At 72.5% G+C, this 20,211-nt stretch carries 20 protein-coding genes; 11 read left to right on the forward strand and 9 right to left on the reverse strand.

All coding sequences use genetic code 11. The features are described from left to right. Positions 1-43 precede the first annotated feature (43 nt). Positions 44-1,120: a polyprenyl synthetase family protein gene (locus ACIQ7M_RS03735; protein ID WP_403639320.1), complete on the reverse strand. Its 1,077-nt coding sequence runs from the start codon at positions 1,118-1,120 to the stop codon at positions 44-46. After that, positions 1,117-2,169 (reverse strand): hypothetical protein, encoded by a 1,053-nt coding sequence (locus ACIQ7M_RS03740; RefSeq protein WP_403639322.1) that lies wholly within the window; start codon positions 2,167-2,169, stop codon positions 1,117-1,119. The genes ACIQ7M_RS03735 and ACIQ7M_RS03740 overlap by 4 nt, the downstream gene beginning before the upstream one ends. A 341-nt stretch (positions 2,170-2,510) precedes the next feature. Between ACIQ7M_RS03740 and ACIQ7M_RS03745 the strand changes: the two genes are divergently transcribed. Beyond that, positions 2,511-3,392, forward strand: coding sequence for an aminoglycoside phosphotransferase family protein (locus ACIQ7M_RS03745; protein WP_403640867.1), 882 nt, complete (start codon positions 2,511-2,513; stop codon positions 3,390-3,392). A gap of 66 nt (positions 3,393-3,458) precedes the next feature. Here the strand turns inward: ACIQ7M_RS03745 and ACIQ7M_RS03750 are convergent, their stop codons facing one another. After that, the gene (locus ACIQ7M_RS03750) at positions 3,459-4,298 is read right to left on the reverse strand and encodes a helix-turn-helix transcriptional regulator (protein WP_403639324.1); all 840 of its coding nucleotides are present in this window, start codon (positions 4,296-4,298) and stop codon (positions 3,459-3,461) included. A gap of 102 nt (positions 4,299-4,400) precedes the next feature. Between ACIQ7M_RS03750 and ACIQ7M_RS03755 the strand changes: the two genes are divergently transcribed. After that, positions 4,401-5,108: an SDR family NAD(P)-dependent oxidoreductase gene (locus ACIQ7M_RS03755; protein ID WP_403639326.1), complete on the forward strand. Its 708-nt coding sequence runs from the start codon at positions 4,401-4,403 to the stop codon at positions 5,106-5,108. Positions 5,109-5,164: 56 nt separating this feature from the next. Further along, positions 5,165-5,791 (forward strand): alpha-ketoglutarate-dependent dioxygenase AlkB, encoded by a 627-nt coding sequence (locus tag ACIQ7M_RS03760; protein ID WP_403639328.1) that lies wholly within the window; start codon positions 5,165-5,167, stop codon positions 5,789-5,791. Positions 5,792-5,981: 190 nt separating this feature from the next. Here ACIQ7M_RS03760 and ACIQ7M_RS03765 read toward each other — a convergent pair whose 3' ends face one another. From ACIQ7M_RS03765 to ACIQ7M_RS03775, 3 genes are all read right to left on the reverse strand, one after another. Beyond that, entirely contained in the window at positions 5,982-6,494 is a 513-nt protein-coding gene (locus ACIQ7M_RS03765) for a TetR family transcriptional regulator (RefSeq protein ID WP_355773321.1), read from the reverse strand. 149 nt (positions 6,495-6,643) lie between these two features. Continuing rightward, on the reverse strand, positions 6,644-8,110 hold the full coding sequence (locus ACIQ7M_RS03770) for an MFS transporter (RefSeq protein WP_355773317.1): 1,467 nt from the start codon (positions 8,108-8,110) through the stop codon (positions 6,644-6,646). A 214-nt stretch (positions 8,111-8,324) separates the two neighbouring features. Further along, entirely contained in the window at positions 8,325-9,527 is a 1,203-nt protein-coding gene (locus tag ACIQ7M_RS03775; RefSeq protein WP_403639330.1) for an FAD-dependent monooxygenase, read from the reverse strand. Between the two features lie 337 nt (positions 9,528-9,864). Here ACIQ7M_RS03775 and ACIQ7M_RS03780 point away from each other — a divergent pair, with 337 nt between their 5' ends. From ACIQ7M_RS03780 to ACIQ7M_RS03790, 3 genes are all read left to right on the forward strand, one after another. After that, positions 9,865-10,269, forward strand: coding sequence for a tyrosinase cofactor (locus ACIQ7M_RS03780; RefSeq protein WP_355774132.1), 405 nt, complete (start codon positions 9,865-9,867; stop codon positions 10,267-10,269). Positions 10,270-10,301: 32 nt separating this feature from the next. Continuing rightward, positions 10,302-11,126: a tyrosinase family protein gene (locus tag ACIQ7M_RS03785; RefSeq protein WP_403639332.1), complete on the forward strand. Its 825-nt coding sequence runs from the start codon at positions 10,302-10,304 to the stop codon at positions 11,124-11,126. 255 nt (positions 11,127-11,381) lie between these two features. Then, positions 11,382-12,614: a cytochrome P450 gene (locus tag ACIQ7M_RS03790; RefSeq protein ID WP_403639334.1), complete on the forward strand. Its 1,233-nt coding sequence runs from the start codon at positions 11,382-11,384 to the stop codon at positions 12,612-12,614. Positions 12,615-12,689: 75 nt separating this feature from the next. Here the strand turns inward: ACIQ7M_RS03790 and ACIQ7M_RS03795 are convergent, their stop codons facing one another. Next, on the reverse strand, positions 12,690-13,397 hold the full coding sequence (locus ACIQ7M_RS03795; RefSeq protein WP_403639336.1) for a ribonuclease H: 708 nt from the start codon (positions 13,395-13,397) through the stop codon (positions 12,690-12,692). A 90-nt stretch (positions 13,398-13,487) separates the two neighbouring features. Next, positions 13,488-14,285, reverse strand: a complete 798-nt coding sequence (locus ACIQ7M_RS03800; protein ID WP_386976271.1) for a VOC family protein — start codon at positions 14,283-14,285, stop codon at positions 13,488-13,490. Positions 14,286-14,425: 140 nt separating this feature from the next. Here ACIQ7M_RS03800 and ACIQ7M_RS03805 point away from each other — a divergent pair, with 140 nt between their 5' ends. Beyond that, a complete protein-coding gene (locus tag ACIQ7M_RS03805) occupies positions 14,426-15,442 on the forward strand; it encodes a zinc-binding alcohol dehydrogenase family protein (RefSeq protein ID WP_355774117.1) in 1,017 nt (338 codons plus the stop codon). 100 nt (positions 15,443-15,542) lie between these two features. Next, positions 15,543-16,727, forward strand: a complete 1,185-nt coding sequence (locus tag ACIQ7M_RS03810) for a PP2C family protein-serine/threonine phosphatase (RefSeq protein ID WP_403639339.1) — start codon at positions 15,543-15,545, stop codon at positions 16,725-16,727. 74 nt (positions 16,728-16,801) lie between these two features. Here ACIQ7M_RS03810 and ACIQ7M_RS03815 read toward each other — a convergent pair whose 3' ends face one another. Then, positions 16,802-17,284 (reverse strand): VOC family protein, encoded by a 483-nt coding sequence (locus ACIQ7M_RS03815; RefSeq protein ID WP_403639341.1) that lies wholly within the window; start codon positions 17,282-17,284, stop codon positions 16,802-16,804. A gap of 248 nt (positions 17,285-17,532) precedes the next feature. On the opposite strand from ACIQ7M_RS03815, the gene ACIQ7M_RS03820 reads away from it, so the two are divergent. The 3 genes from ACIQ7M_RS03820 to ACIQ7M_RS03830 all read left to right on the forward strand — a co-directional run bounded on the left by ACIQ7M_RS03820 (position 17,533) and on the right by ACIQ7M_RS03830 (position 20,182). After that, the gene (locus ACIQ7M_RS03820; protein ID WP_355775762.1) at positions 17,533-18,729 is read left to right on the forward strand and encodes an epoxide hydrolase; all 1,197 of its coding nucleotides are present in this window, start codon (positions 17,533-17,535) and stop codon (positions 18,727-18,729) included. A gap of 195 nt (positions 18,730-18,924) precedes the next feature. Further along, positions 18,925-19,578 (forward strand): ATP-dependent Clp protease proteolytic subunit, encoded by a 654-nt coding sequence (locus tag ACIQ7M_RS03825; protein WP_403639343.1) that lies wholly within the window; start codon positions 18,925-18,927, stop codon positions 19,576-19,578. Position 19,579: 1 nt separating this feature from the next. Further along, positions 19,580-20,182, forward strand: coding sequence for an ATP-dependent Clp protease proteolytic subunit (locus tag ACIQ7M_RS03830; protein ID WP_355775765.1), 603 nt, complete (start codon positions 19,580-19,582; stop codon positions 20,180-20,182). Positions 20,183-20,211 lie beyond the last annotated feature (29 nt).

The following is a 20,211-nucleotide window of genomic DNA, read 5'->3' on the forward strand; positions in this document are numbered from 1 at the left end:
AGTGAGACCGACGGCCCGGGTGAGACCGGGAATCCGGGAGGTCTCAGATCGTGCGGTCGGCCAGGGCGGACAGCAGGGTGCGGAGTTCCACCGCGGGCTCCTGGGCGAGGGGAAGTCCGGCGAGGAGCGTGTCCGCCGCGGCGAGCCGGCGGCGTGCCGCGCGCACCGCCGCCGCGCGGCCCCCGGCCCGCTCGACGAGGGCCGTCGCACGGCGGACCCCTGATTCGTCCAAGGAGTCCGCGACCGCGAGGAGTTCGTCGAGTTCGCCGTACCCGGCTCCGCCGAGTGCCGCGAGCACCGGGAACGTCTTCTTCCCCTGCCGCAGGTCGCTGTGGACCGGCTTGCCGGTGACCGAGGGATCACCCCAGATGCCCAGGACGTCGTCGGCGATCTGGAAGGCGACGCCGAGGTGGCGTCCGGCGCGGTCCAGCACGGTCACGGTCCGGTCCGGCGCTCCGGCCAGCCGGGCGCCGAGTGCCAGGGCACAGCCGAGCAGGGCACCGGTCTTGCCGTCCGCCATCACCTCGTACTCCCCCGCCCCGACCGCGTCGGGTCCGGTCCAGGGCCGGTCGGCGAACAGCAGGTCGTCGGCCTGGCCGCGCACCAGGTCCCCGAGCGCGGTGGTCAACTGCCGTACGGCTGAACCGGCTCGGGGAGTGACAGCCATGGTCTCGACGGCCAGGGCGAACAGCGCGTCACCCGCGAGAACGGCGGGACCGGTGCCGTACGCCTTCCACACGGCCGGCCGGCCGCGGCGCAGCGCGTCACCGTCCATGATGTCGTCGTGGAGCAGCGAGAAGACATGCACGAGCTCCACGGCGACGGCCGCGGGCACGCCCGCCCCGGCCGGTCCGGAGACGGTTTCCGCCCCGAGAACGGCCAGCGCCTGGCGTACCCCTTTGCCCTGGTTGTGATCGGCGGGGGCGCCGCCGACCTCGCAGCGGCCGAGCGCGTACCGGGCCATCTCGGCCACCCAGGGGTGCAGCGTGCCGATCGCCTCCGACAGTGCGGGAGCAACGAGGTCACGGCAGCGGCGCAACACCTGCGCGGCGGCGGGCGGCGGCGTGGAGGCCGGGGCCGCCGGGGCGGGCACTCGGTAGAGGGCCGGGGTGGTCGTCACGCGGCCTCCGTCTCGTCGGTCCCGGTCGTCAACCCGAGCTCCGTGCGCGCCCGTTCGACCATCCGGTGAGCGTGCCGCAGCCCGATGCCCTCCAGCGTCACGGCCAACTCGTCCAGTTCGGCGGCGGTTTCGGCCTGGTCACGGCCGAGGCGGGCGAGGGACTTGGCCAGGCCGAGACGGGACAGGGCCGTGCCGCGCGGCTCGCTCATCGTCTCGAACTCGGCCAGGGCGCCCGCGTACACGTCGCGGGCCTGCTCGTAACGCCCGGCACGGTAGAGGACGTTGCCGCGCATCTTGTGGTTGTAGGCGAGCGCGCCGGACAGCTTCATCGCGCGGCAGGAGACCTCGGCCTCGCTCAGCAGGCCGAGCGCGCGGTCCGTGTCCCCGTCGCGCACGGAGACGATGTCCGCGAGTCCTCGCAGCGCCCAGGCGTGGCCGCGCCGGTCCTCGGCGCCGGCGGCTATCCCGGCCGCCTCCTCGAACATCGCGTAAGCACGGTCGTACGCGCCGGTGTTGCGGTGGATCTGGGCGATGCCCTCCAGGGCCCACACGGTGTGCCGGGCCTCGCCGCGCTTGCGGGCCTCGGCCAGCAACTGCTCGTGCAGCTCCGTCACGGCCGCGTAGTCGCCCTGGATGCGGCCGGTCTCCGCCATGCCGGCCAGCGAATAACCGCGCACCACGACGTCCCCCGCCCGTCCGCCGAGTTCGGCGGCCAGGCGCAGCAGCCGCCACGCGAGCGGGAACGCTCCGCGCTGGCGGGCCAGGGTGCCGCCGCTCCACAGCGCCCATGCCATCGCGGAGCCGTCCCCGGCCTCCCGGGCGGTGCGGTAACTCGCCTTCCACGCCCGCTCGGCGTCCGTCACCTGCCCGAGCCGGCGGTGCGCCTCGGCGACCGCGAGGCCCGACCGGGCGGCCTCCGCGCGGGCGCCGGACCGTTCGGCGGCGCGCAGTTGCTCGGTGCCCGCCGCGAGGACGTCGGTCAGCGAGGAGTTCACCGACAGGGTGGTCAAGGCGCCCTGGTACTCCGGGGCGAAGGCTTTGCCGTACATGAGTGCCTTTCCGTCCGCCACCGTCCGTCCGCATACGGGCGTGGCCCGGTGGTGTTGCTGTTGTCGACTCGTTCAAGGCGGTGACGTGCGGCGATCCGGCTATGCACACGACGTATACACGGCATGTATACGCAAGGGGTATAGTGCGGCCGGTTTCCGTCCGTGAAGTGAGCTTCAGGAAGGACCGTGTGCCACGCGCCCGTTGCCGATCAAGACGACGATCGCGCCGGGAAGGTTGCCTGGCCGCGTCAAAACACGTTGCACGGCGGTCCGGAGGGCTCGGAGGATGGCGACAGGCAGCGCCCCTCCACGGAAAGCAGGCACCCTTGCCCACAGCGCCGATGCACGCGGGCGAAACGCTGATCGGCGACGCGCTCGTACGGCGCCTGCTGGCCGGACAGTTCCCGCGGTGGGCCCGGCTCCCCCTGAAGCGCGTGCCGTCGGCCGGTACCGTCAACGCCCTCTACCGTCTCGGCGACGACATGGTCGTGCGCCTCCCGCGCGTGGCGGACGGTGCCGACGACGCCGTCAAGGAACACGCCTGGCTGCCGCGACTCGCCCCGATGCTGCCGTTCCCCGTCCCCGAGATCCTCGGCCTCGGCACCCCGACCGCCGAGTACCCGTGGCACTGGTCCGTGCTGCGCTGGCTCGACGGCGACACCCCGGCGCCCGGCGCCCTGACCGACCCGGGGCAACTGGCCGCCGATCTGGGGGCGTTCGTCACCGCCCTGCGCGGGATCGACCTGACCGGCGGGCCGGACGCCTATCGCGGCACCCCGCTGACGGCGGTGGACGCCGAGACGCGCTCCGCGATCGACGACCTCCGCGGCAGCGTCGACACCGGGGCCGCGACGGCGGCCTGGGAGGAGGCACTGGCGGCACCCGCGTGGACGGGCCCGCCGCGCTGGCTCCACTCGGACCTGATGCCGATGAACCTCCTGGTCCGCGGGGGCCGTCTCGCGGCCGTCCTCGACTTCGGCACCTTCGGCACCGGCGATCCGGCGTGCGACTTCATCCCGGCCTGGAACCTCCTGCCCGTCGCGGTGCGGCCCGCCTTCCGGGAGGCGGCCGGCGCCGACGACTCCGGCTGGGCGCGCGGCCGGGGCTGGGCCCTGTCCATGGCCCTCGTCCAACTCCCGTACTACCGCGTCACGAACCCGGTGATCGCGGGCAACGCCGAGCACGTGATCCGCGAAGTACTGGCCGAGCAGCGGGTGTCGTAGCAACGCGCCGTTGCGGCCAGGGCGCGTTGCGGCCACGCGGTGTCATAGCCGGGCGACACCGCGCGATCACTCCACCAGGGCCTGCGTCCCGAGGACGCCGAGGAGGGCGACGCGTTCGGCGTCCTCCGTACCGGGCTCTGCGGTGTAGACCATGATCCGCAGGTCGCTGCCCGCGACGCTCAGCACATCGCAGTCCAGCGTCACGGTGCCGACCTGCGGGTGGTCGATGGTCTTGCGGGACGCGTCGTGGCGGGCGACGGCCCCGGACTCCCACAGTTCCGCGAAGCGCACGCTGTTCGCACACAGGTCCTCGATCAACTGCCCGAGGCGCCGGTCCGTCGGGTACCGGCTCGCGGTGGCACGCAGGTCGGCGGCGAGCGTCGCCTCGAAGGCGCGCCGCTCCCGGGGAGTGTGCCGCACCCGGCTGCCGGGCCCGACGAAGTTGCGCCACACACCGTTGCGTTCGTTGCCGCTCCACCCGGAGGGATCGCCGAGCAGGGCCCCGTACAGCGGGTTGGCCAGCAGCAGGGTCCAGGCCGCGTCGTACACCGCGACGGGCGTCCCGCTCAGCCGGTCGAGCAGCCGGTGGACGCCCGGGGTGATGTGGGCCGGCACCATGCCACGGCCCGGCGGCACCAGTCCGGCCACCTGGAAGAGGTGCTCGCGTTCGGCCCCGGACAGCCGCAGCGCCCGGCCCAGCGCCTCGACGACCTGCTCCGAGGGATGGGCAGCCCGCCCCTGTTCGAGACGGGTGACGTAGTCGACCGAGATGCCGGCGAGCAGGGCCAGCTCCTCGCGGCGCAGACCGGCCGCGCGCCGGTTGCCGCCCCCGGGCAGGCCGACGGCCTCCGGGGTGACGCGGTCACGCCAGCGTCGTACCGTACGCCCGAACTCCGTGTTCGCCATGCCACCCACTGTGCACCCACCCGGGCGAACGCGCCTGGTACCGCCGGTCCCAGGAAGACCGGACTCCTGGCTGTGGGCCGCGATCCGCCGGAGTGTGGACACATGACCACCACACTCATCACCGGAGCGAACAAGGGCCTCGGCTTCGAGACGGCCCGCCGGCTCGTCGCGCAGGGCCACACCGTCTACGTGGGCAGCCGGGACCCGGAGCGCGGACGGCGCGCGGCCACGGAGCTCGGAGCGCGCCCGGTCGTCATCGACGTCACCGACGACGCGTCCGTCGCCGCCGCCGCCAAGACCGTCGAGGCCGAGGGCGGTCTGGACGTCCTGATCAACAACGCCGGCGTCGAGGGGCGCGGCACGGGGAACAGCGTGATCGGCGCGGTGGAGGTGACCGCCGGCATGATGCGCGAGCTGTTCGAGACGAACGTCTTCGGTGTCGTCCGGGTCCTCCACTCCTTCCTGCCCCTGCTCCAGCGGTCGGCCTCCCCGGTCGTGGTGAACCTCAGCAGCGGCCTGGCCTCGCTGGCCCGGATCACCGACCCCGCCGACCCGGCCCACGCCTACCCGGGCGTCGCCTATCCCACGTCCAAGACCGCCGTCAACACCATCACCGTGCAGTACGCGAAGGCGTTCCCCGGGATCCGTGTCAACGCCGTGGAACCGGGCTTCACCGCCACCGATCTGAACGGCAACACCGGGTTCCAGACCGTGGAGGAGGGCGCCGAGATCATCGTGCGCATGGCGTTGATCAACCCGGACGGACCGACCGGCGGCTTCTTCGACGCGTCGGGACCCGTCCCCTGGTGACCGTGGGCACCCCCAGGCAATGGAACATTTATTCGATTCCGGAGTAGGCTGGCCTCATGTCCACGCATCTCCAGGGTTCGCTCTTCGACCAGACCGACGAACTCCGCCTCGGCCCGCTGGACGGCCTGCGGCGCACCACGCTGGGCGAGGGGGCCTGGATCGACCTGCTGCCCGGCTGGCTGAGCGGGGCGGACGAGCTCTTCGGCCGCCTGGCCGCCGAGGTCCCCTGGCGGGCCGAACGGCGCCAGATGTACGAGCAGGTGGTGGACGTACCCCGGCTGCTCGCGTACTTCCGCGCGGACGATCCGCTGCCGCACCCGGTCCTGGACGAGGCCCGGGACACGCTGTCGGCGCACTACGTCGGGGAACTGGGCGAGCCGTTCACCACTGCGGGGCTCTGCTACTACCGGGACGGCCGCGACAGCGTGGCCTGGCACGGGGACCGGATCGGCCGGGGCGCCCGCGAGGACACGATGGTCGCCATCGTGTCGGTGGGCGCCCCGCGTGATCTCCTGCTCCGGCCGCGCGGCGGCGGGGACACGGTCCGGCGCCCGCTGGGCCACGGCGACCTCATCGTGATGGGCGGCTCCTGCCAGCGCACCTGGGAACACGCGATCCCCAAGACGGCGCGGGCCGCGGGGCCCCGGATCAGCGTGCAGTTCCGCCCGGACGGGGTGAACTGAGCGGCGCGACGGCTACCGCGCCACGGGGGAACAGGCCCGGCGTGGCCGCCGCTGCCGCGTCACAGGGGAACCGGCCCGGCGTGGCCGCCGCTGCCGCGTCACAGGGGAACCGGCCCGGCGCGGCCACTGTCGCACCGCAGGGGTGAACCGGCGCGGCGGCCGCACCCGCACTCCCACCGGGCCCGCCGGCTCATGGCGCGAGCTGCGCCTGCACGGCGGGCGCGTACCGGTCGACGATGGCGTCGACCGGGGTGGCGCGCAGGTGCGAGCCCCGCGCGATCCCGTACATCACGCCGAGGCCGAGCAGGGTGCTCACGGCCAGTTCGGCGCGCAGGCCCGCGTCCGGCCCGCTCAGCCGCCCGGCGAGACGCTCGCTGACCTGGGCGCGGAAGTTGGCCCGGAGTGTCTCGCCCTGCTCCCCCTGGAGCGGGGCGAAGACGATCCGCAGGACGGGGTCGGCACCGCGCTGCGTCTGGCCTTCGAGGACATGGCGGACCATGTGCCGGCCGAGTTCCTCCAGCGGGGCGTCCAGCAGGGCGTCGGCGTCGGACTCGAAGGACATCACGCGGGCGAACAACGCGTCCTTGTTGCCGAAGTACTTGAGGATCAGCGGCGCGCTCACCCCGGCCCGGTCGGCGACCGCCTTGAGCGTGATGTCCGCGTGCGCGTGCCGGGCCAGCAGATACCGGGCCGCGCGCAGGATCGCCGCCTTGCTCGCCTCGGCGTCACGGCGGGGGGCGGGCGCGGCTTCCGGCCGCTCCCGGCGTGACGGAGCGGCGGCGGCCGGCGGCTCGCCCGGTCCCGGGGTGGACGAGGACGCCGTGAGACCGGAGTGGGGGGTGGTCACGGTGCTCAGGCTCCTTCGAGGGCCTCGTCACGGGGTGCGTCGGTGCGGCGGCCGGTTCGCGGGGTCTCGCGGGAGGCGGGGTCGGTGGGTATCGACAGCGCGGCGGCACAGGCCACCAATGCGACGGTACCCGCCATCGCGAAGGCCAGCAGATAGCCGTGCAGGGTGGGCACCGGGGCGCCCGCGAGGAGGCTCGTGTGGTGGACGAGCACGGCGGCCACGGCGGCACTGCACACGGCCTGGCCGATGGTGCGCATCAGGACGTTGACGCCGTTGGCGGACGCGGTCTGCCCGGCGGGCACGGCCCGCAGGATCAGGGTGGGCAGGGCGGAGTAGGCGAAGGTCGTGCCGATCGAGCAGACCGTGGCACCCAGGATGATCGCCCACAGGTCCCGGCTGTCGGCGATCCGCAGGACGTAGCCGGAGGCGATGATCGCCGTGCCGAGGGCCAGGGTGATCCGGGGACCGCGGGCCGCCGATATGCGCGCCGAGACGGGCGACAGCAGCAGCATCGTCACGCCACCGGGCAGCAGGCACAGGCCGGTCGCCACGATGGACAGGCCGAGTCCGTAGCCGGTGGCCGTGGGCGCCTGCACGAGCTGGGCGGTGACCAGCGAGTTGCCGTAGAAGGAGAAGCCGGTGAGCAGCGCGGCGATGTGCGGCAGGGCGACGCGCGGACGGGCGGCCAGCTTCAGGTCGACGAGGGGGCGTTCGGCGCGGAGCTGCTGACGCCACCACAGGGTGAGGACGGCCGCGCAGGCGGCGAACAGGCCGAGGATCCTTGGGCTGGTCCAGCCCCAGGTGCCGCCCTGGGACACGGCGAGCAGCAGACACACCAGTCCGGTGGCCAGGCCCAGCGCGCCCAGGGTGTCGAAGCGGCCCGGCTCGCGTACGGGTGACTCGCGCACCGCCCACCAGGCCAGTGCGGTCCCGAAGACGCCGAGCGCGGTCGTCGCCCAGAACATGACGTGCCAGTTGGCGTACTGCACCAGGAGGGCGGCGAGCGGCAGGCCGAGGGCGGCGCCGATGCCGACGGTGGAGCTCATCAGCGCGACGGCGGACCCCGTGCGCTCGGGAGGCAGTTCGTCGCGCAGGATGCTGATCGACAGCGGGACCACGGCGGCCGCGGCGCCCTGCAGCGCCCGCGCCACGATCAGGACGCCGATGTCCGAGGTGAGCGCGCACATCAGCGAGCCGACCGTCATCATCCCGAGGGCCATGAGCAGCACGCGCCGCTTGCCGTACATGTCTCCCGCGCGGCCGAGGACCGGGGTCAGCACCGCTCCGGCGAGGAGGGTCGCCGTCACCATCCAGGAGACCGCGCCCGCCGAGGCGCCGGTCAGCCGCGGCAGGTCGGGCAGCAGGGGGACGACCACCGTCTGCATGACGGCCATGAGGATCCCGCCGAACGCCAGGACAGGGATCGCGAGCCGCTCGCGCAGGGCCGCCATCGGCACTCCAGGAGTAGACATGAAGAAATGAGGTGAATGACAATTCACCTTACCGGTGAATTGTCATTCACCCCAAGTGGGGTCCGCTTCCCGGACGGCCGTCCGACAGGCGCCGGGGCCGGTGCCACCCGACCCGGACGAGGAGCCCTGGCACCGGGCGGGGGCTTGTCACCCGGCCCGGACGACACCTCCTGTCGCCGGGCACGGGCCCGTCACCCGGCCCGGACCAGGCGTCCTATCGCTGGGCGCGAGCCTGTACGCCGCGGGCGACCCGGGGCCCGAGCCAGCGCTTGAAGCGGCGCAGCGCCTCCAGGCGGCCGGCCGCGCGGTCGATCCGGTAGTAGAGCTGGGGCGGGACGTACGGCAGCAGCGGCGAGTGACGCTGTCCGAGCAGGGCGAACATCTGCGTCGGCGGAAGACCGATGTAGCGCGACAGGTTCTCGTACCACTGGGCACTGTGGCGGGCCGCGCTCTGCACCGGCAGGAGTTCGGACCTGCGCTCCCGCCCGTACCGGGTCAGGGCCGTCTCGAGGTCCGGGTGCTCCCGCAGCGCTCGGGCCAGGGAGATGGCGTCCTCCAGGGCGAGGGTGGTGCCGGCGCCGATCGAGTAGTGCGTGGTGTGGGCGGCGTCGCCGAGCAGGACGAGATTGCCGCGGTGCCAGGTCCGGTTGGTCAGGGTGCGGAAGGTGAGCCACGGGGCCGCGCCGTCGGACCGCTCCCGGCCCATCAGCCTGTGCCCGCTCAGCAGGTCCGCGAAGAGTTTCTCCAGCAGCGCGAGACCCTCGGCGTCGCCGGCGCTGTCGAGCCCGAGGCCGGTCCAGGTCTCCGGGGAGCACTCGATGACCAGGGTGCTCCGGTCGTCGCCGAACCGGTACGCGTAACACCAGATCCAGCCGTGGTCCGTCTCCACGAAGGAGAAGGTGAACGCGTCGAAGACCTTCGTCGTGCCGAGCCAGATGTACTGGTTGCGTCCGTGGCTGATCTCGCTGCCGAAGTGGTCGGCATGGCGCTCGCGCAGGGTGCTGTTGACCCCGTCCCCGGCGACGACGAGGTCGGCCTCGGGCAGCTCGTCGGCCGCGATCTCGCTCTCGTACTCGACTCGGACCCCCAGGGAGCCGGCCCGCTCCGCGAGCAGGTCGAGCATCCGCCGGCGGCCGATGCCGAATCCCTCGTCCCCCGGGGCCACGGTCGTGCGGGCGCCGACGTGGGCGACGCCGTCGCTCCAGCTCACCGAGTTCTCGCTGACGGCGAGCGCGGACGCCGGATCGCCCTCGCGCAGCTTGTCGAGCAGGCCCGCCCAGTAGGTCACACCCCAGCCGTACGTCGAGCCGGCCGGGTTCCGTTCGTGGACGGTGATGTCATGGGACGGGTCCTGGAGCTTCATCAGGATCGAGAAGTACAGGCTTGCGGGTCCGCCACCGACGCACGCGATCTTCACGCGCACTCCCCTATGTTGCACAATGCGGTCAATTGATCACGAAGAGTAGCAGGGGTGTCGCGCCCGCAGTTCACGCCAGATCACGGACGTGAGCCGCGCCACGAGCCGACGGCCGCCACCGCAAGATCATCGACGCGGGACCCTCCCACCGCAGGATTTCCGTCGACGGGTGCGCGGCGGGCACCCCGGACAGCAAGATCATCTTTGTTCAACTCTGCATGACATATCCGCGATTGTCCGGATCACAGCCAACCGACATTCGGCGATTTCTCCTGTTGTTTGGCGACCCGATAGGCATATCGGGTTATCAACACCGCTGATCACAGGAGGTCTCCGCATGCCGGAGCTCACTCGCCGCCGTGCCCTCGGCGCCGCCGCCGCGCTCGCCGCGGGCGCAGGTGCCCAGGCCCTCGCCGCACCCCCCGCGTCCGCGTCCCCGAACGGGCCGGCCGCCGCACGGGAGTCGATGGGCGAGCACCACCACGGCGGCCCGCAACCCTTCGACGAGGTCTTCCGGGGACGCCGCATAGAAGGCCGCCCGGTGACCGGGGGCGGCCACCAACACCACGGTGGATACGCCGTGTTCATCGACGGCGCCGAGCTGCACGTGATGAGCAACGCCGACGGGAGCTGGATCAGCGTCGTCAGCCACTACGACCCCGTACCCACCCCGCGCGACGCGGCCCGTGCCGCCGTCGTGGAGCTGCAGGGGGCGCCGCTCGTGCCCTTCGCCGCCAACTGAACCACCCGCAAGCAGATCGTGGAGTCCCGCACATGACCGTACGCAAGAACCAGGCGAGCCTGACCGCCGACGAGAAGCGGCGATTCGTCGACGCGCTGCTGCAGCTCAAGCGCAGCGGCACGTACGACACCTTCGTCACGACGCACAACGCGTTCATCCTCGGCGACACCGACAACGGCGAGCGGACGGGCCACCGTTCACCGTCGTTCCTGCCCTGGCACCGCAGATTCCTTCTGGAGTTCGAGCGGGCCCTCCAGGCCGTCGACCCCTCGGTGGCGCTGCCCTACTGGGACTGGAGCACCGACCGCACGGCGCGGGCGTCCCTGTGGGCGCCGGACTTCCTCGGCGGCACCGGGCGCAGCCTGGACGGCCGGGTGATGGACGGCCCGTTCGCCGCCTCCGCGGGCAACTGGCCGGTCAACGTCCGTGTCGACAGCCGCACTTACCTGCGCAGGTCGCTGGGCAGCGGGGTGCGGGAGCTGCCGACCCGCGCCGAGGTGGACTCCGTGCTCGCCATGACGACGTACGACATGGCCCCCTGGAACAGCGCGTCGGACGGTTTCCGCAATCACCTCGAAGGCTGGCGGGGCGTCAACCTCCACAACCGGGTGCACGTGTGGGTGGGCGGCCAGATGGGCACGGGCGTCTCGCCCAACGATCCGGTGTTCTGGCTCCACCACGCCTTCATAGACAGGCTGTGGGCCCAGTGGCAGCGCCGGCACCCGGGCTCCGGCTATCTGCCGCTCAAGGACACCCCGAACGTCATCGACCTCGGCGAGACGATGAAGCCGTGGAACGACACCCGGCCGGCCGATCTGCTCGACCACTCCGCGTTCTACACGTTCGACACCGTCTGATCCTGGCCGCGCCCGTGACCGCCGGGCCTCCGGGAGGACCGGCTCACACGGGCGCGCCGGTTGCCACCGACCCGATCGTCGACTCCGACGGCGTCGCCCACCGCGGGGCTGCGGAGTCGAGCGGGATCACGAGAACCAGGACCCGCCCACCGGCGAGGCCCTGATGCACACCGCTCGGCCACCCTGCGGATCATGGAGCGCCGCACATCCAGGCGGCGCCGCTCGGCGCGGATCACCAAAAAGTAGGGTCGGGGTATGACTCATGCGACCCCCGCTCCCCAGGCTTCCGTCGACCCCGTGGGACTCGCCCGCGATCCGTACAGCGTTTACGCACAGCTCCGCCAAGCCGGGCCCGTTCACCGGAGCACCGGGACGGACGGACTGCCCGCCTGGCTGGTGACCCGCTATGACGACGTACGCGAGGCTCTCACCGACCCGCGGCTGTCCTTGGACAAGCGCAACGCCCTGCCCGGCGGCTACCGAGGCATGGCCTTACCCCCGGCGCTGGACGCGAACCTGCTCAACATGGACCCACCGGACCACACCCGCATCAGGCGCCTGGTGACCCGGGCCTTCACCCCGCGCCGGATCGAGCGGCTGCGCGAGCCGATCCAGCGCACCGCTGACCAGTTGCTGGACGCGGTCGCCGCTGCTGAACGCGTGGACCTGATCGCCTCGTACGCCGCGCCGCTGCCGATCGCCGTGATCTGCGACCTGCTCGGCATAGGCCCGACCGACCGGCTCGACTTCCGTTCATGGACCGACGCTCTCGTCGCTCCCGATCCGACGCGGCCCTCCCTCGCCGAGGAAGCGGTCGGCAACATGGTGTCCTTCCTCACCCGGCTCATCGCCGACAAGCGAACCGCTCCGACCGACGACCTGCTCTCCGCGCTGATCGCCGTACGCGACGAGGAAGACCGGCTGAGCGAGGACGAGTTGATGTCCTTGGCCTTCCTCATCCTGTTCGCCGGGTACGAGAACACCGTTCATCTCATCGGGAACGCGGTCCTGACCCTGCTCCGCCACCCCGACCAGCTGGCCGGGCTACGGGCCGACCCCACGCGCATGAGCGCGGCGGTGGAGGAGCTGGCCCGGTACGACGGCCCGATGCCTCTGGCCGTCCGCCGGTTTCCGACCGAGGACGTCACCATCAGCGGCGTAACGGTTCCCGCCGGCGAGACGGTCCTGCTGTCCCTCGCCGCCGCCCATCGGGACCCACACCGCTTCACCGACCCCGACCACTTCGACATCGACCGCGACGCCACCGGTCACCTCGCCCTCGGCCACGGCATCCACTACTGCCTCGGCGCTCCGCTGGCCCGCATGGAAACCGAGATCGCGCTGTCCGCGCTCCTCGACCGCTTCCCCGACCTGGCCCTCGACGTGCCGCCGGGCGAACTGCGGTGGAGGCCCTCGATGCGATCCCGCGGCCTGCTCGGCCTTCCGGTCCGCACCGGCACGATCACGGAAGCCACTACGGCTCGATGACAGGGTGTGCGGCCTCCCGTCGTGGCCGAGGCGCGGGCGCGAAGACGCGCCCGCGTCACGGAAAACGGTGCCGGGTCAGGCGCCGCCCTGCGCCTCGCCCCGGCACTCCGGGTGACCCCAGCCCTGCGCGTTCTTGGCGATGGGCTCGCCCGCGGCGTAGGAACGGCCGCACACACAACGGCCGTTGAACTTGGCCTTGATGGTGCGGCTCGACGTGCCCGGCCGGGACGCCTTGGCCGCGGGGCGGCGGCGGGCGGCACCCGAGGCGGCCGGGGTGTCGGGGGATGCGGGCGGCTCCGGGGACCCGAGGTCGCTGCCCGCGGCCCGCTGCACGACAGCGGCCTGGCTGGCGGCACGGTCGGCGAAGTCGTTCAGGCGGTCGCCGTCGACCTGGTGGGCGGGGACGTAACGGAACTCGACCGAGCGGCCGGTGAGGAGTTCGTCGATCCGGGCGACCAGTTCCTGGTTGGCGACGGGCTTGCCCGCGGCCGTCTTCCAGCCCTTGCGCTTCCAGCCCGGAAGCCAGGTCGTGACGGCCTTCATCGCGTACTGGGAGTCCATCCGGACCTCCAGCGGCACATCAGCGGCCACGGCGGTCAACAGGCGTTCCAGCGCGGTCAGTTCGGCGACATTGTTCGTCGCCGTGCCCAGCGGCCCCGCCTCCCAGCGGGTGGGGGTCTCGTCCCCGTCGGCGACGACCCAGGCCCATCCGGCCGGTCCCGGGTTTCCCTTCGAAGCCCCGTCACAGGCGGCAACAACACGTTCAGGCATGACCCCGATCATGCCACGCCCGGCCGAGGGCCCCGCGCACGGAGCGGCTCGCACCGGAGCCACCCCGCCGGTGACCGGCGGGGTGGCTGCCACGGACGGGCGTCAGGACACGTCCTTCATCTCGGGCATCTCGCCCTGGGTCGTCTTCATGTCGATGACGGAGAACGACGCGCCCTGCGGGTCGCTCAGCGCGGCGAACCGGCCGAAGGGGCTGTCCATCGGCCCGAAGCGCAGGACCGCGCCGCGCGCCGTCGCCTTCGACACCGCCTCGTCGCAGTTCTCGACGGCGAAGTAGACGTTGACGTACGAGGGCACCTCGGGCGGGAAGTCGTCCGTCATCCTCATCCGGCCGAGCACCGGCTTCCCGTCTCTGTTGAAGACGCGGAAGTCCACGGCGTCGTCCTGCACCTGCTGGGCGGTGAGGGGGAAGACGGCCGGGAAGAACGCGTCGGACTTCTCCGGCTCACGGGTGAAGACCTCGGCCCAGGCGTACGAGCCGGGCTCGCCGATCGAGTCGAAGCCCTCGTGGACGCCCGCCTGCCAGACGCCGAAGACGGCCCCGCCGGGGTCCCGGGCCAGCGCCATGGTGCCGAACTCGCCGACCTGCATCGGCTCCATCAGCACCTCGCCGCCCTGGCTCCTGATCTTCTCGGCGGTCGCCGCCGCGTCGGGCGAGGCGAAGTACAGACACCAGGCCGACTGGCCCTCCTGCCCCGGCATCGGCGGTACGACGGCGGCCACGGCCTTGCCGCCGGAGTAGGCCTGCGTGTAGTTCCCGTACTCCGAGGACGACTCGCCGAACGTCCAGCCGAGCACGTCCCCGTAGAAGCTCTTGGCCCCTTCGACATCGCTGAACATCGCGTCCGCCCAGCAGGGCGTTCCTTCAGGCTGTACGGCCATGACCCGACCTTCTCCTGTTCGGTGAACGATTGCGCTGCTCACGCTAGCCAGCCTTCACCCGGGCCGCGCGCCGAACCGCGGGCCCCGCAGGACACTGGAGGCGGGCCGGTCCGGCCGTCGACGGGACGGGGAACGGGATGATGCGGGCATGGGAAGTGGTACGGCCGGGGCCGGTCGAGGGGGAACCGCTGCGCCTCGCCGAGCGCCCGGTGCCGGTGCCCGGCCCCGACGAGCTCCTGGTCCACGTCCGTGCCTGCGGGGTGTGCCGCACCGACCTGCACGTCACCGAGGGCGACCTGCCCGTGCACCGCGCCGGAGTGACGCCGGGCCACGAGGCCGTCGGCGTGGTGGCGGCGACCGGCGGCGCGGTGAGCGGCTTCGCCCCGGGCGACCGGGTCGGGGTCGCCTGGCTGCGCCGTACGGACGGCACCTGCGGGTACTGCCTGCGCGGGTCCGAGAATCTCTGCCCGGCGTCCGAGTACACCGGCTGGGACGCCGACGGCGGTTACGCGGAGTACACGACCGTCCCGGCCGACTTCGCCTACCGGCTTCCCGACGGGGTGGACGACGTCGCCCTGGCCCCGCTGCTGTGCGCGGGCATCATCGGCTACCGGGCCCTGCGCAGGGCCGCGCTGCCGCCGGGCGGGCGGCTCGGTCTGTACGGCTTCGGCGGCAGCGCCCACCTCTGCGCGCAGCTCGCGCTCGCCGAGGGCGCCACCGTGCACGTACTCACCCGCGATCCGGCCGCGCGACGGCTGGCGCTCGACCTGGGGGCCGCCTCCGCCGGCGGGGCGTACGACGAGCCGCCCGAACCGCTGGACAGCGCGATCCTCTTCGCGCCGGCCGGTGAACTGGTGCCGGTCGCCCTGCGGGCACTCGACCGCGGCGGTGTCCTGTCCGTGGCCGGCATCCACCTGAGCGACATCCCGCCGCTGCGCTACGAGAGCGACCTGTTCCAGGAGAGGGAACTGCGCAGCGTCACCGCCAACACGCGTGAGGACGGCAGGGACTTCCTGGCACTCGCGGCCCGCCACGGGATCCGCGCCACGACCCACGCCTATCCCCTGGAGGAAGCGCCGAGGGCGCTGCGCGACCTCAAGGCGGGCCGCTTCGACGGCGCGGCGGTCCTGGTGAACGACCGACCGCCGCGGAACTGAGCGTGCGGGCCGGACGGCCGCGTGCGTGGATGGACACAGGGAGTGCTGCGGTGGAGGTGTGATGGCGGGCCGGGGCAATGCCAGGACGGCGGGTGCGGGGGTGCCGTCCGACGCCTCCGAGGACGCCGTCGAGTCGATCGGCACGACGCTCGACGAACACACGACCTGCGAGGAACTCGTCGCGTTCATGTGCCGGCGCTTCTGCGAGACCGCCGCGGTGGACCTGCTGACCAAGGACGTGACGGCCGGCCGGCGTCCTCCGGACCCGGAGCTCACCCGCGTGGCCGAGGCCGGCCGCACCCGGCTGCTCACCCCGTCGGAGGGCCCCCGCCCACTGTCCGTCCGGGCGCTCGACGAGGGCCGTCCGGTCGCCGCCTCGATCGACCTGTCCGGCCGCACACCCCGACAGGTCATGGCCGTGCCGCTGCTCGCGCACGGACGCCTGTACGGGGTGCTGCTCGCCGTCCGGCAGGGCGCGCCGTTCACCGGCGCCGACGTGGCGGGCGCCCACCACGCGGCACGGCTCGCGGCGGTGCACCTCGGCCACTCCCGCGAGCACGCGTCCCTCCGCGGCACGGTCCTGGACCTCCAGCGGGCGCTGCTCGCCGCACCGGGCCGCCCGCATCCGAACCTCGACCTCGCCACCCGCTATCTGCCCGCGGGCGGCGGTTCCCTGGTGGGCGGGGACTGGTTCGAGACCGTACGGCTGCACTTCGGGCGCACCCTGCTGGTCGTCGGCGACGTGATGGGCCACGGCCTGGACGCCGCGGTGGACATGAACGCGTACCGCTCGATGCTGCGCTACGTCGCCTCCACGGATCTTCCGCCCCACCGGGTGCTGCGCCGTCTGGACACCGCGGTCGCCGAGGACGGCAGCAGGCGCCCGGCCACCTGTCTGCTCGTGCGGGTCGATCCGGCGCGCGGAATCGCGGTGATCGCGGGTGCCGGGCATCTGCCGCCGGTGGTGTTCGCGGGTGACGGCTCGGGCGAACTGCTGCCGCTGCCGGTGGGGCCGCCGCTGGGCACGGGGGTGGGCGGCTACCAGCAGGTGGTCCGCAGGCTCTCCCCCGACGACACCCTGGTGATGTTCACCGACGGTCTCGTCGAGCGCCGCGACGAGGACATCGACGCGTCGCTGGAACGGCTGGCCGCGCTGCGGCTTCCCCCGGGTGCCGATGTCGACGCCCTGCTCGACGAGGTGCTGGTCGCGCTCGACGCCCGGCACGCGGAGGACGACGTGGCGGTGCTGGCGGCCCGGATCCACCCGCGCGGCCACCCCGCCTGAGGCGCCCCGGCCGGCCGGGACAGGCTCCCCGTCCCGGCCGGCGGGCGGGCGCCGCCGGTCGCCCGGGGCGCCGGTCACTCCCCCGCGTGCGCCCGTTCCAGAGCCGCCATGTCCAGCTTGGTCATCTTGTACATCGCCTGGGCCGTACGGGCCGCCTTCTCCGTGTCCGCGTCGCCGAGCAGCTCGATGAGCCCGTCCGGGACGATCTGCCACGACAGTCCGTACTTGTCCTTGAGCCAACCACAGGGACCCGCCTCGCCCCCGTCCTCGACGAACTTGTCCCAGTAGTGGTCCACCTCCTCCTGGCCGTAGCAGTGGACCTGGAACGAGATCGCCTCGTCGAACGTGAACTGCGGGCCTCCGTTGACCGCGACGAACTTCTGGCCGTTGGCCGTGAACTCGACGGCCAGCACGGAACCGGGCGTCCCGGGCCCGGCCTCGGTGTAGCGGCCGACCCGGCCGAGCCGGGAGTGCTTGAACATCGAGACGTAGTAGTGCGCGGCCTCCTCGGCCTGGCCGTCGAACCACAGACAGGTGGTGAAACCGTCGGCGGGCATGTGTACCTCCTCGGGCGGAAAGCGTCGTCACCTCTGTCGACCGATCCTCGTCCGAAAACTCATCGGCCGCGCGCGCACGGCCTCACCCCGCCGGCCGGGAGCCGCCCCGGGTGACGCCGCCCGGAGCCGCCCGGGTGACGCCGACCGGAGTCGCCCGGGTGACGCCGACCCGAGTCGCCCGTTGGGCGCCCCTTCCCCACGGAAAACCCATGCCGGTCGCGCCCGGCGCGGAGTTAGCATCCGCGGACATGACTCTCTCCGAATCCCCCGTCGTCCATCCGTTCCGTGTCGACTTCCCGCAGAGCGATCTGGACGACCTGCACCGCCGCCTCGACACCGTCCGCTGGCCCGACGAACTGCCCGGAGTGGGCTGGGCCTACGGAGTCCCGAAGGACTACCTCCAGGATCTCGTCCGCCACTGGCGGCACACCTACGACTGGCGTGCGGCCGAGAAGCGCCTCAACACGTGGCCGCAGTTCACCACCGAGATCGACGGCGCGCGCGTGCACTTCGCGCACATCCGCTCGCCGGAGCCCGGGGCGACCCCGCTGATCATGACGCACGGCTGGCCCGGGTCCATCGTCGAATTCACCGATGTCGTGGGGCCGTTGACCGACCCGCGCGCGCACGGCGGCGATCCGGCGGACGCCTTCCACCTGGTCGTGCCGAGCATCCCGGGCTTCGGGCTCTCGGGACCGACACGGGACACCGGCTGGGAGTTCACCCGGGTGGCCGCCGCGTTCGCCACGCTCATGGACCGCCTCGGCTACCGGCACTACGGCGCGCAGGGCGGCGACTGGGGCGGGGCCGTCTCGCGCGAGCTCGGGCGGGCACACCCCGACCGGGTGACCGGCGTCCATCTCAACCTGCTGCCCGGATCGTCCGCCGTCACCGAGCCGACCGCCGGGGAACTGGCCGCGCTGAGCCCGTACGAGCGTGAGCGCACCCTCCGTTCCTGGCGGCGCGGCCAGGCGTGGAATCGCGAGGAAGCGGGGTACGCGGCGATCCAGGCCACCCGGCCGCAGACCCTCGCGTACGCCCTCACGGACTCCCCGGTCGGCCAACTCGCCTGGATCGCCGAGAAGTTCATGCAATGGACGGACTCGCGGGACCGTCCGGAGGACGCCGTCGACCGGGACCTGCTATTGACCAACGTGATGCTGTACTGGCTGACCGGCACGGCCGGTTCGTCCGCGCGGATCTACTACGAGCGCGCCCACGCCGCCTACTGGGGCACACCGCCCGAGCCGTCGACCGCTCCAACCGCGCTCGCCGTCTTCCCCGAGGAGAACTTCGTCGCGCTGCGCCATGTCGCGGAACGCACCGACACCGTCGTCCGCTGGACCGAGTTCGACCGGGGCGGTCACTTCGCCGCGATGGAGGAGCCGGATCTGCTGGTCGCCGACATCCGGGCGTTCTTCCGCCAACTCCGCGCGGGCGTCTGAGGAACGGCACGAGGACGAGCACGAGGAGCGGCGCCGGACCTCCGCCGGCCCGCCTCGCCCGGCCGCCTCGCCGTCGTAACTCTGCCGACGGCGAATCTGCCACGGGCCGAGAAATCCGCTCCGGCACCGGCGCCGGACCGAGAGTGGGGTCAGCGGCGACGCCCGCCGCGTCTCGACCAGGAGGAACGAGGAACCATGACTCCGCTCATCACCGGCCGGCATCCGGCCCGCACGCAGTGGGCCGAGGACGGCGACACCCCGGCGACCCGCTACGACGACCATCTGGCCGCGCAGTTGCTCGCCCAGCGGATCATCTTCCTGGGCACCCAGGTCGACGAGGTCTCCGCGAACCGGGTGTGCGCCCAACTGCTCCTGCTGTCCGCCGAGGACGCGCGCACCGACATCAGCCTCTACATCAACAGCCCCGGTGGTTCGGTGACCGCCGGACTCGCCATCTACGACACCATGCGACTGATCCCCAACGACGTCTCCACGCTCGCGATGGGATTCGCCGCGAGCATGGGGCAGTTCCTGCTCAGCGTGGGCACGCACGGCAAGCGTTTCGCGTTGCCGAACGCGCGGATCATGATGCACCAGCCGTCCGCGGGCATCGGCGGCACCACGGCCGACATCGAGATCCAGGCGCAGAACCACGAGTTCACCAAGCGGGCCATCGAACGGATCACCGCGGAGCACACCGGCCAGAGCGAGGAGACGATCTCCCGGGACGGTGACCGGGACCGCTGGTTCACGGCGGAACAGGCCAAGGAGTACGGCATGGTGGACCGGGTCGTGGAGTCGCTCGACGACGTCCGCCCGGCCGCGTCACGGCGACGGATGGGGCTCTGACATGGGTACGTACACGATTCCGAATGTCGTCGAGCGGACCCCGCAGGGCGAGCGGTCGTACGACGTCTTCAGCCGGCTGCTCTCCGAGCGGATCATCTTCCTCGGCACGGAGATCGACGACGGCGTCGCCAACGTCGTCATCGCGCAACTCCTCCATCTGGAGTCGTCGAGCCCGGAGAGCGAGATCGCGATCTACATCAACTCGCCCGGGGGATCGTTCACTTCGCTGATGGCCATCTACGACACGATGACCTTCGTCCAGGCGCCGATCTCGACGTTCTGCGTCGGGCAGGCCGCGTCCACCGCGGCGGTACTGCTCGCCGGGGGCGATCCCGGGCGGCGGTTCGTCCTGGAGCACGCCCGCGTGCTGCTCGGCCAGCCGGCCAGCGGCGGCCATCAGGGCACGGTGTCGGACCTCAGCCTCCAGGCCAAGGAGATGCTGCGCATCCGCTCGCAGGTCGAGGAGGTGCTGTCCCGGCACACCCACCACGACGTCGCCACGCTGCGCGCCGACATGGACCGCGACAAGATCTTCACCGCGCGGGAAGCGGTGGAGTACGGGCTCGCGGACGAGATCCTCAGCCGCCGGCTCGCCCTGCTCTGACACCGACCCGCCCGGAACGGGCCGATGCC

It is taken from the genome of Streptomyces sp. NPDC096324, assembly GCF_044763015.1.
Lineage (GTDB): Bacteria > Actinomycetota > Actinomycetes > Streptomycetales > Streptomycetaceae > Streptomyces.

What these genes read in the sequence shown, in the direction of transcription:
- ACIQ7M_RS03770 (WP_355773317.1), bottom strand. Translation starts at nt 8,110, where the DNA reads ATGTCTACTCCTGGAGTGCCGATGGCGGCCCTGCGCGAGCGGCTCGCG.
- ACIQ7M_RS03800 (WP_386976271.1), bottom strand. Translation starts at nt 14,285, where the DNA reads ATGGCCGTACAGCCTGAAGGAACGCCCTGCTGGGCGGACGCGATGTTC.
- ACIQ7M_RS03755 (WP_403639326.1), top strand. Translation starts at nt 4,401, where the DNA reads ATGACCACCACACTCATCACCGGAGCGAACAAGGGCCTCGGCTTCGAG.
- ACIQ7M_RS03740 (WP_403639322.1), bottom strand. Translation starts at nt 2,169, where the DNA reads ATGTACGGCAAAGCCTTCGCCCCGGAGTACCAGGGCGCCTTGACCACC.
- ACIQ7M_RS03795 (WP_403639336.1), bottom strand. Translation starts at nt 13,397, where the DNA reads ATGATCGGGGTCATGCCTGAACGTGTTGTTGCCGCCTGTGACGGGGCT.
- ACIQ7M_RS03785 (WP_403639332.1), top strand. Translation starts at nt 10,302, where the DNA reads ATGACCGTACGCAAGAACCAGGCGAGCCTGACCGCCGACGAGAAGCGG.
- ACIQ7M_RS03790 (WP_403639334.1), top strand. Translation starts at nt 11,382, where the DNA reads ATGACTCATGCGACCCCCGCTCCCCAGGCTTCCGTCGACCCCGTGGGA.
- ACIQ7M_RS03825 (WP_403639343.1), top strand. Translation starts at nt 18,925, where the DNA reads ATGACTCCGCTCATCACCGGCCGGCATCCGGCCCGCACGCAGTGGGCC.
- ACIQ7M_RS03820 (WP_355775762.1), top strand. Translation starts at nt 17,533, where the DNA reads ATGACTCTCTCCGAATCCCCCGTCGTCCATCCGTTCCGTGTCGACTTC.
- ACIQ7M_RS03815 (WP_403639341.1), bottom strand. Translation starts at nt 17,284, where the DNA reads ATGCCCGCCGACGGTTTCACCACCTGTCTGTGGTTCGACGGCCAGGCC.
- ACIQ7M_RS03805 (WP_355774117.1), top strand. Translation starts at nt 14,426, where the DNA reads ATGCGGGCATGGGAAGTGGTACGGCCGGGGCCGGTCGAGGGGGAACCG.
- ACIQ7M_RS03750 (WP_403639324.1), bottom strand. Translation starts at nt 4,298, where the DNA reads ATGGCGAACACGGAGTTCGGGCGTACGGTACGACGCTGGCGTGACCGC.
- ACIQ7M_RS03780 (WP_355774132.1), top strand. Translation starts at nt 9,865, where the DNA reads ATGCCGGAGCTCACTCGCCGCCGTGCCCTCGGCGCCGCCGCCGCGCTC.
- ACIQ7M_RS03760 (WP_403639328.1), top strand. Translation starts at nt 5,165, where the DNA reads ATGTCCACGCATCTCCAGGGTTCGCTCTTCGACCAGACCGACGAACTC.
- ACIQ7M_RS03830 (WP_355775765.1), top strand. Translation starts at nt 19,580, where the DNA reads ATGGGTACGTACACGATTCCGAATGTCGTCGAGCGGACCCCGCAGGGC.
- ACIQ7M_RS03745 (WP_403640867.1), top strand. Translation starts at nt 2,511, where the DNA reads ATGCACGCGGGCGAAACGCTGATCGGCGACGCGCTCGTACGGCGCCTG.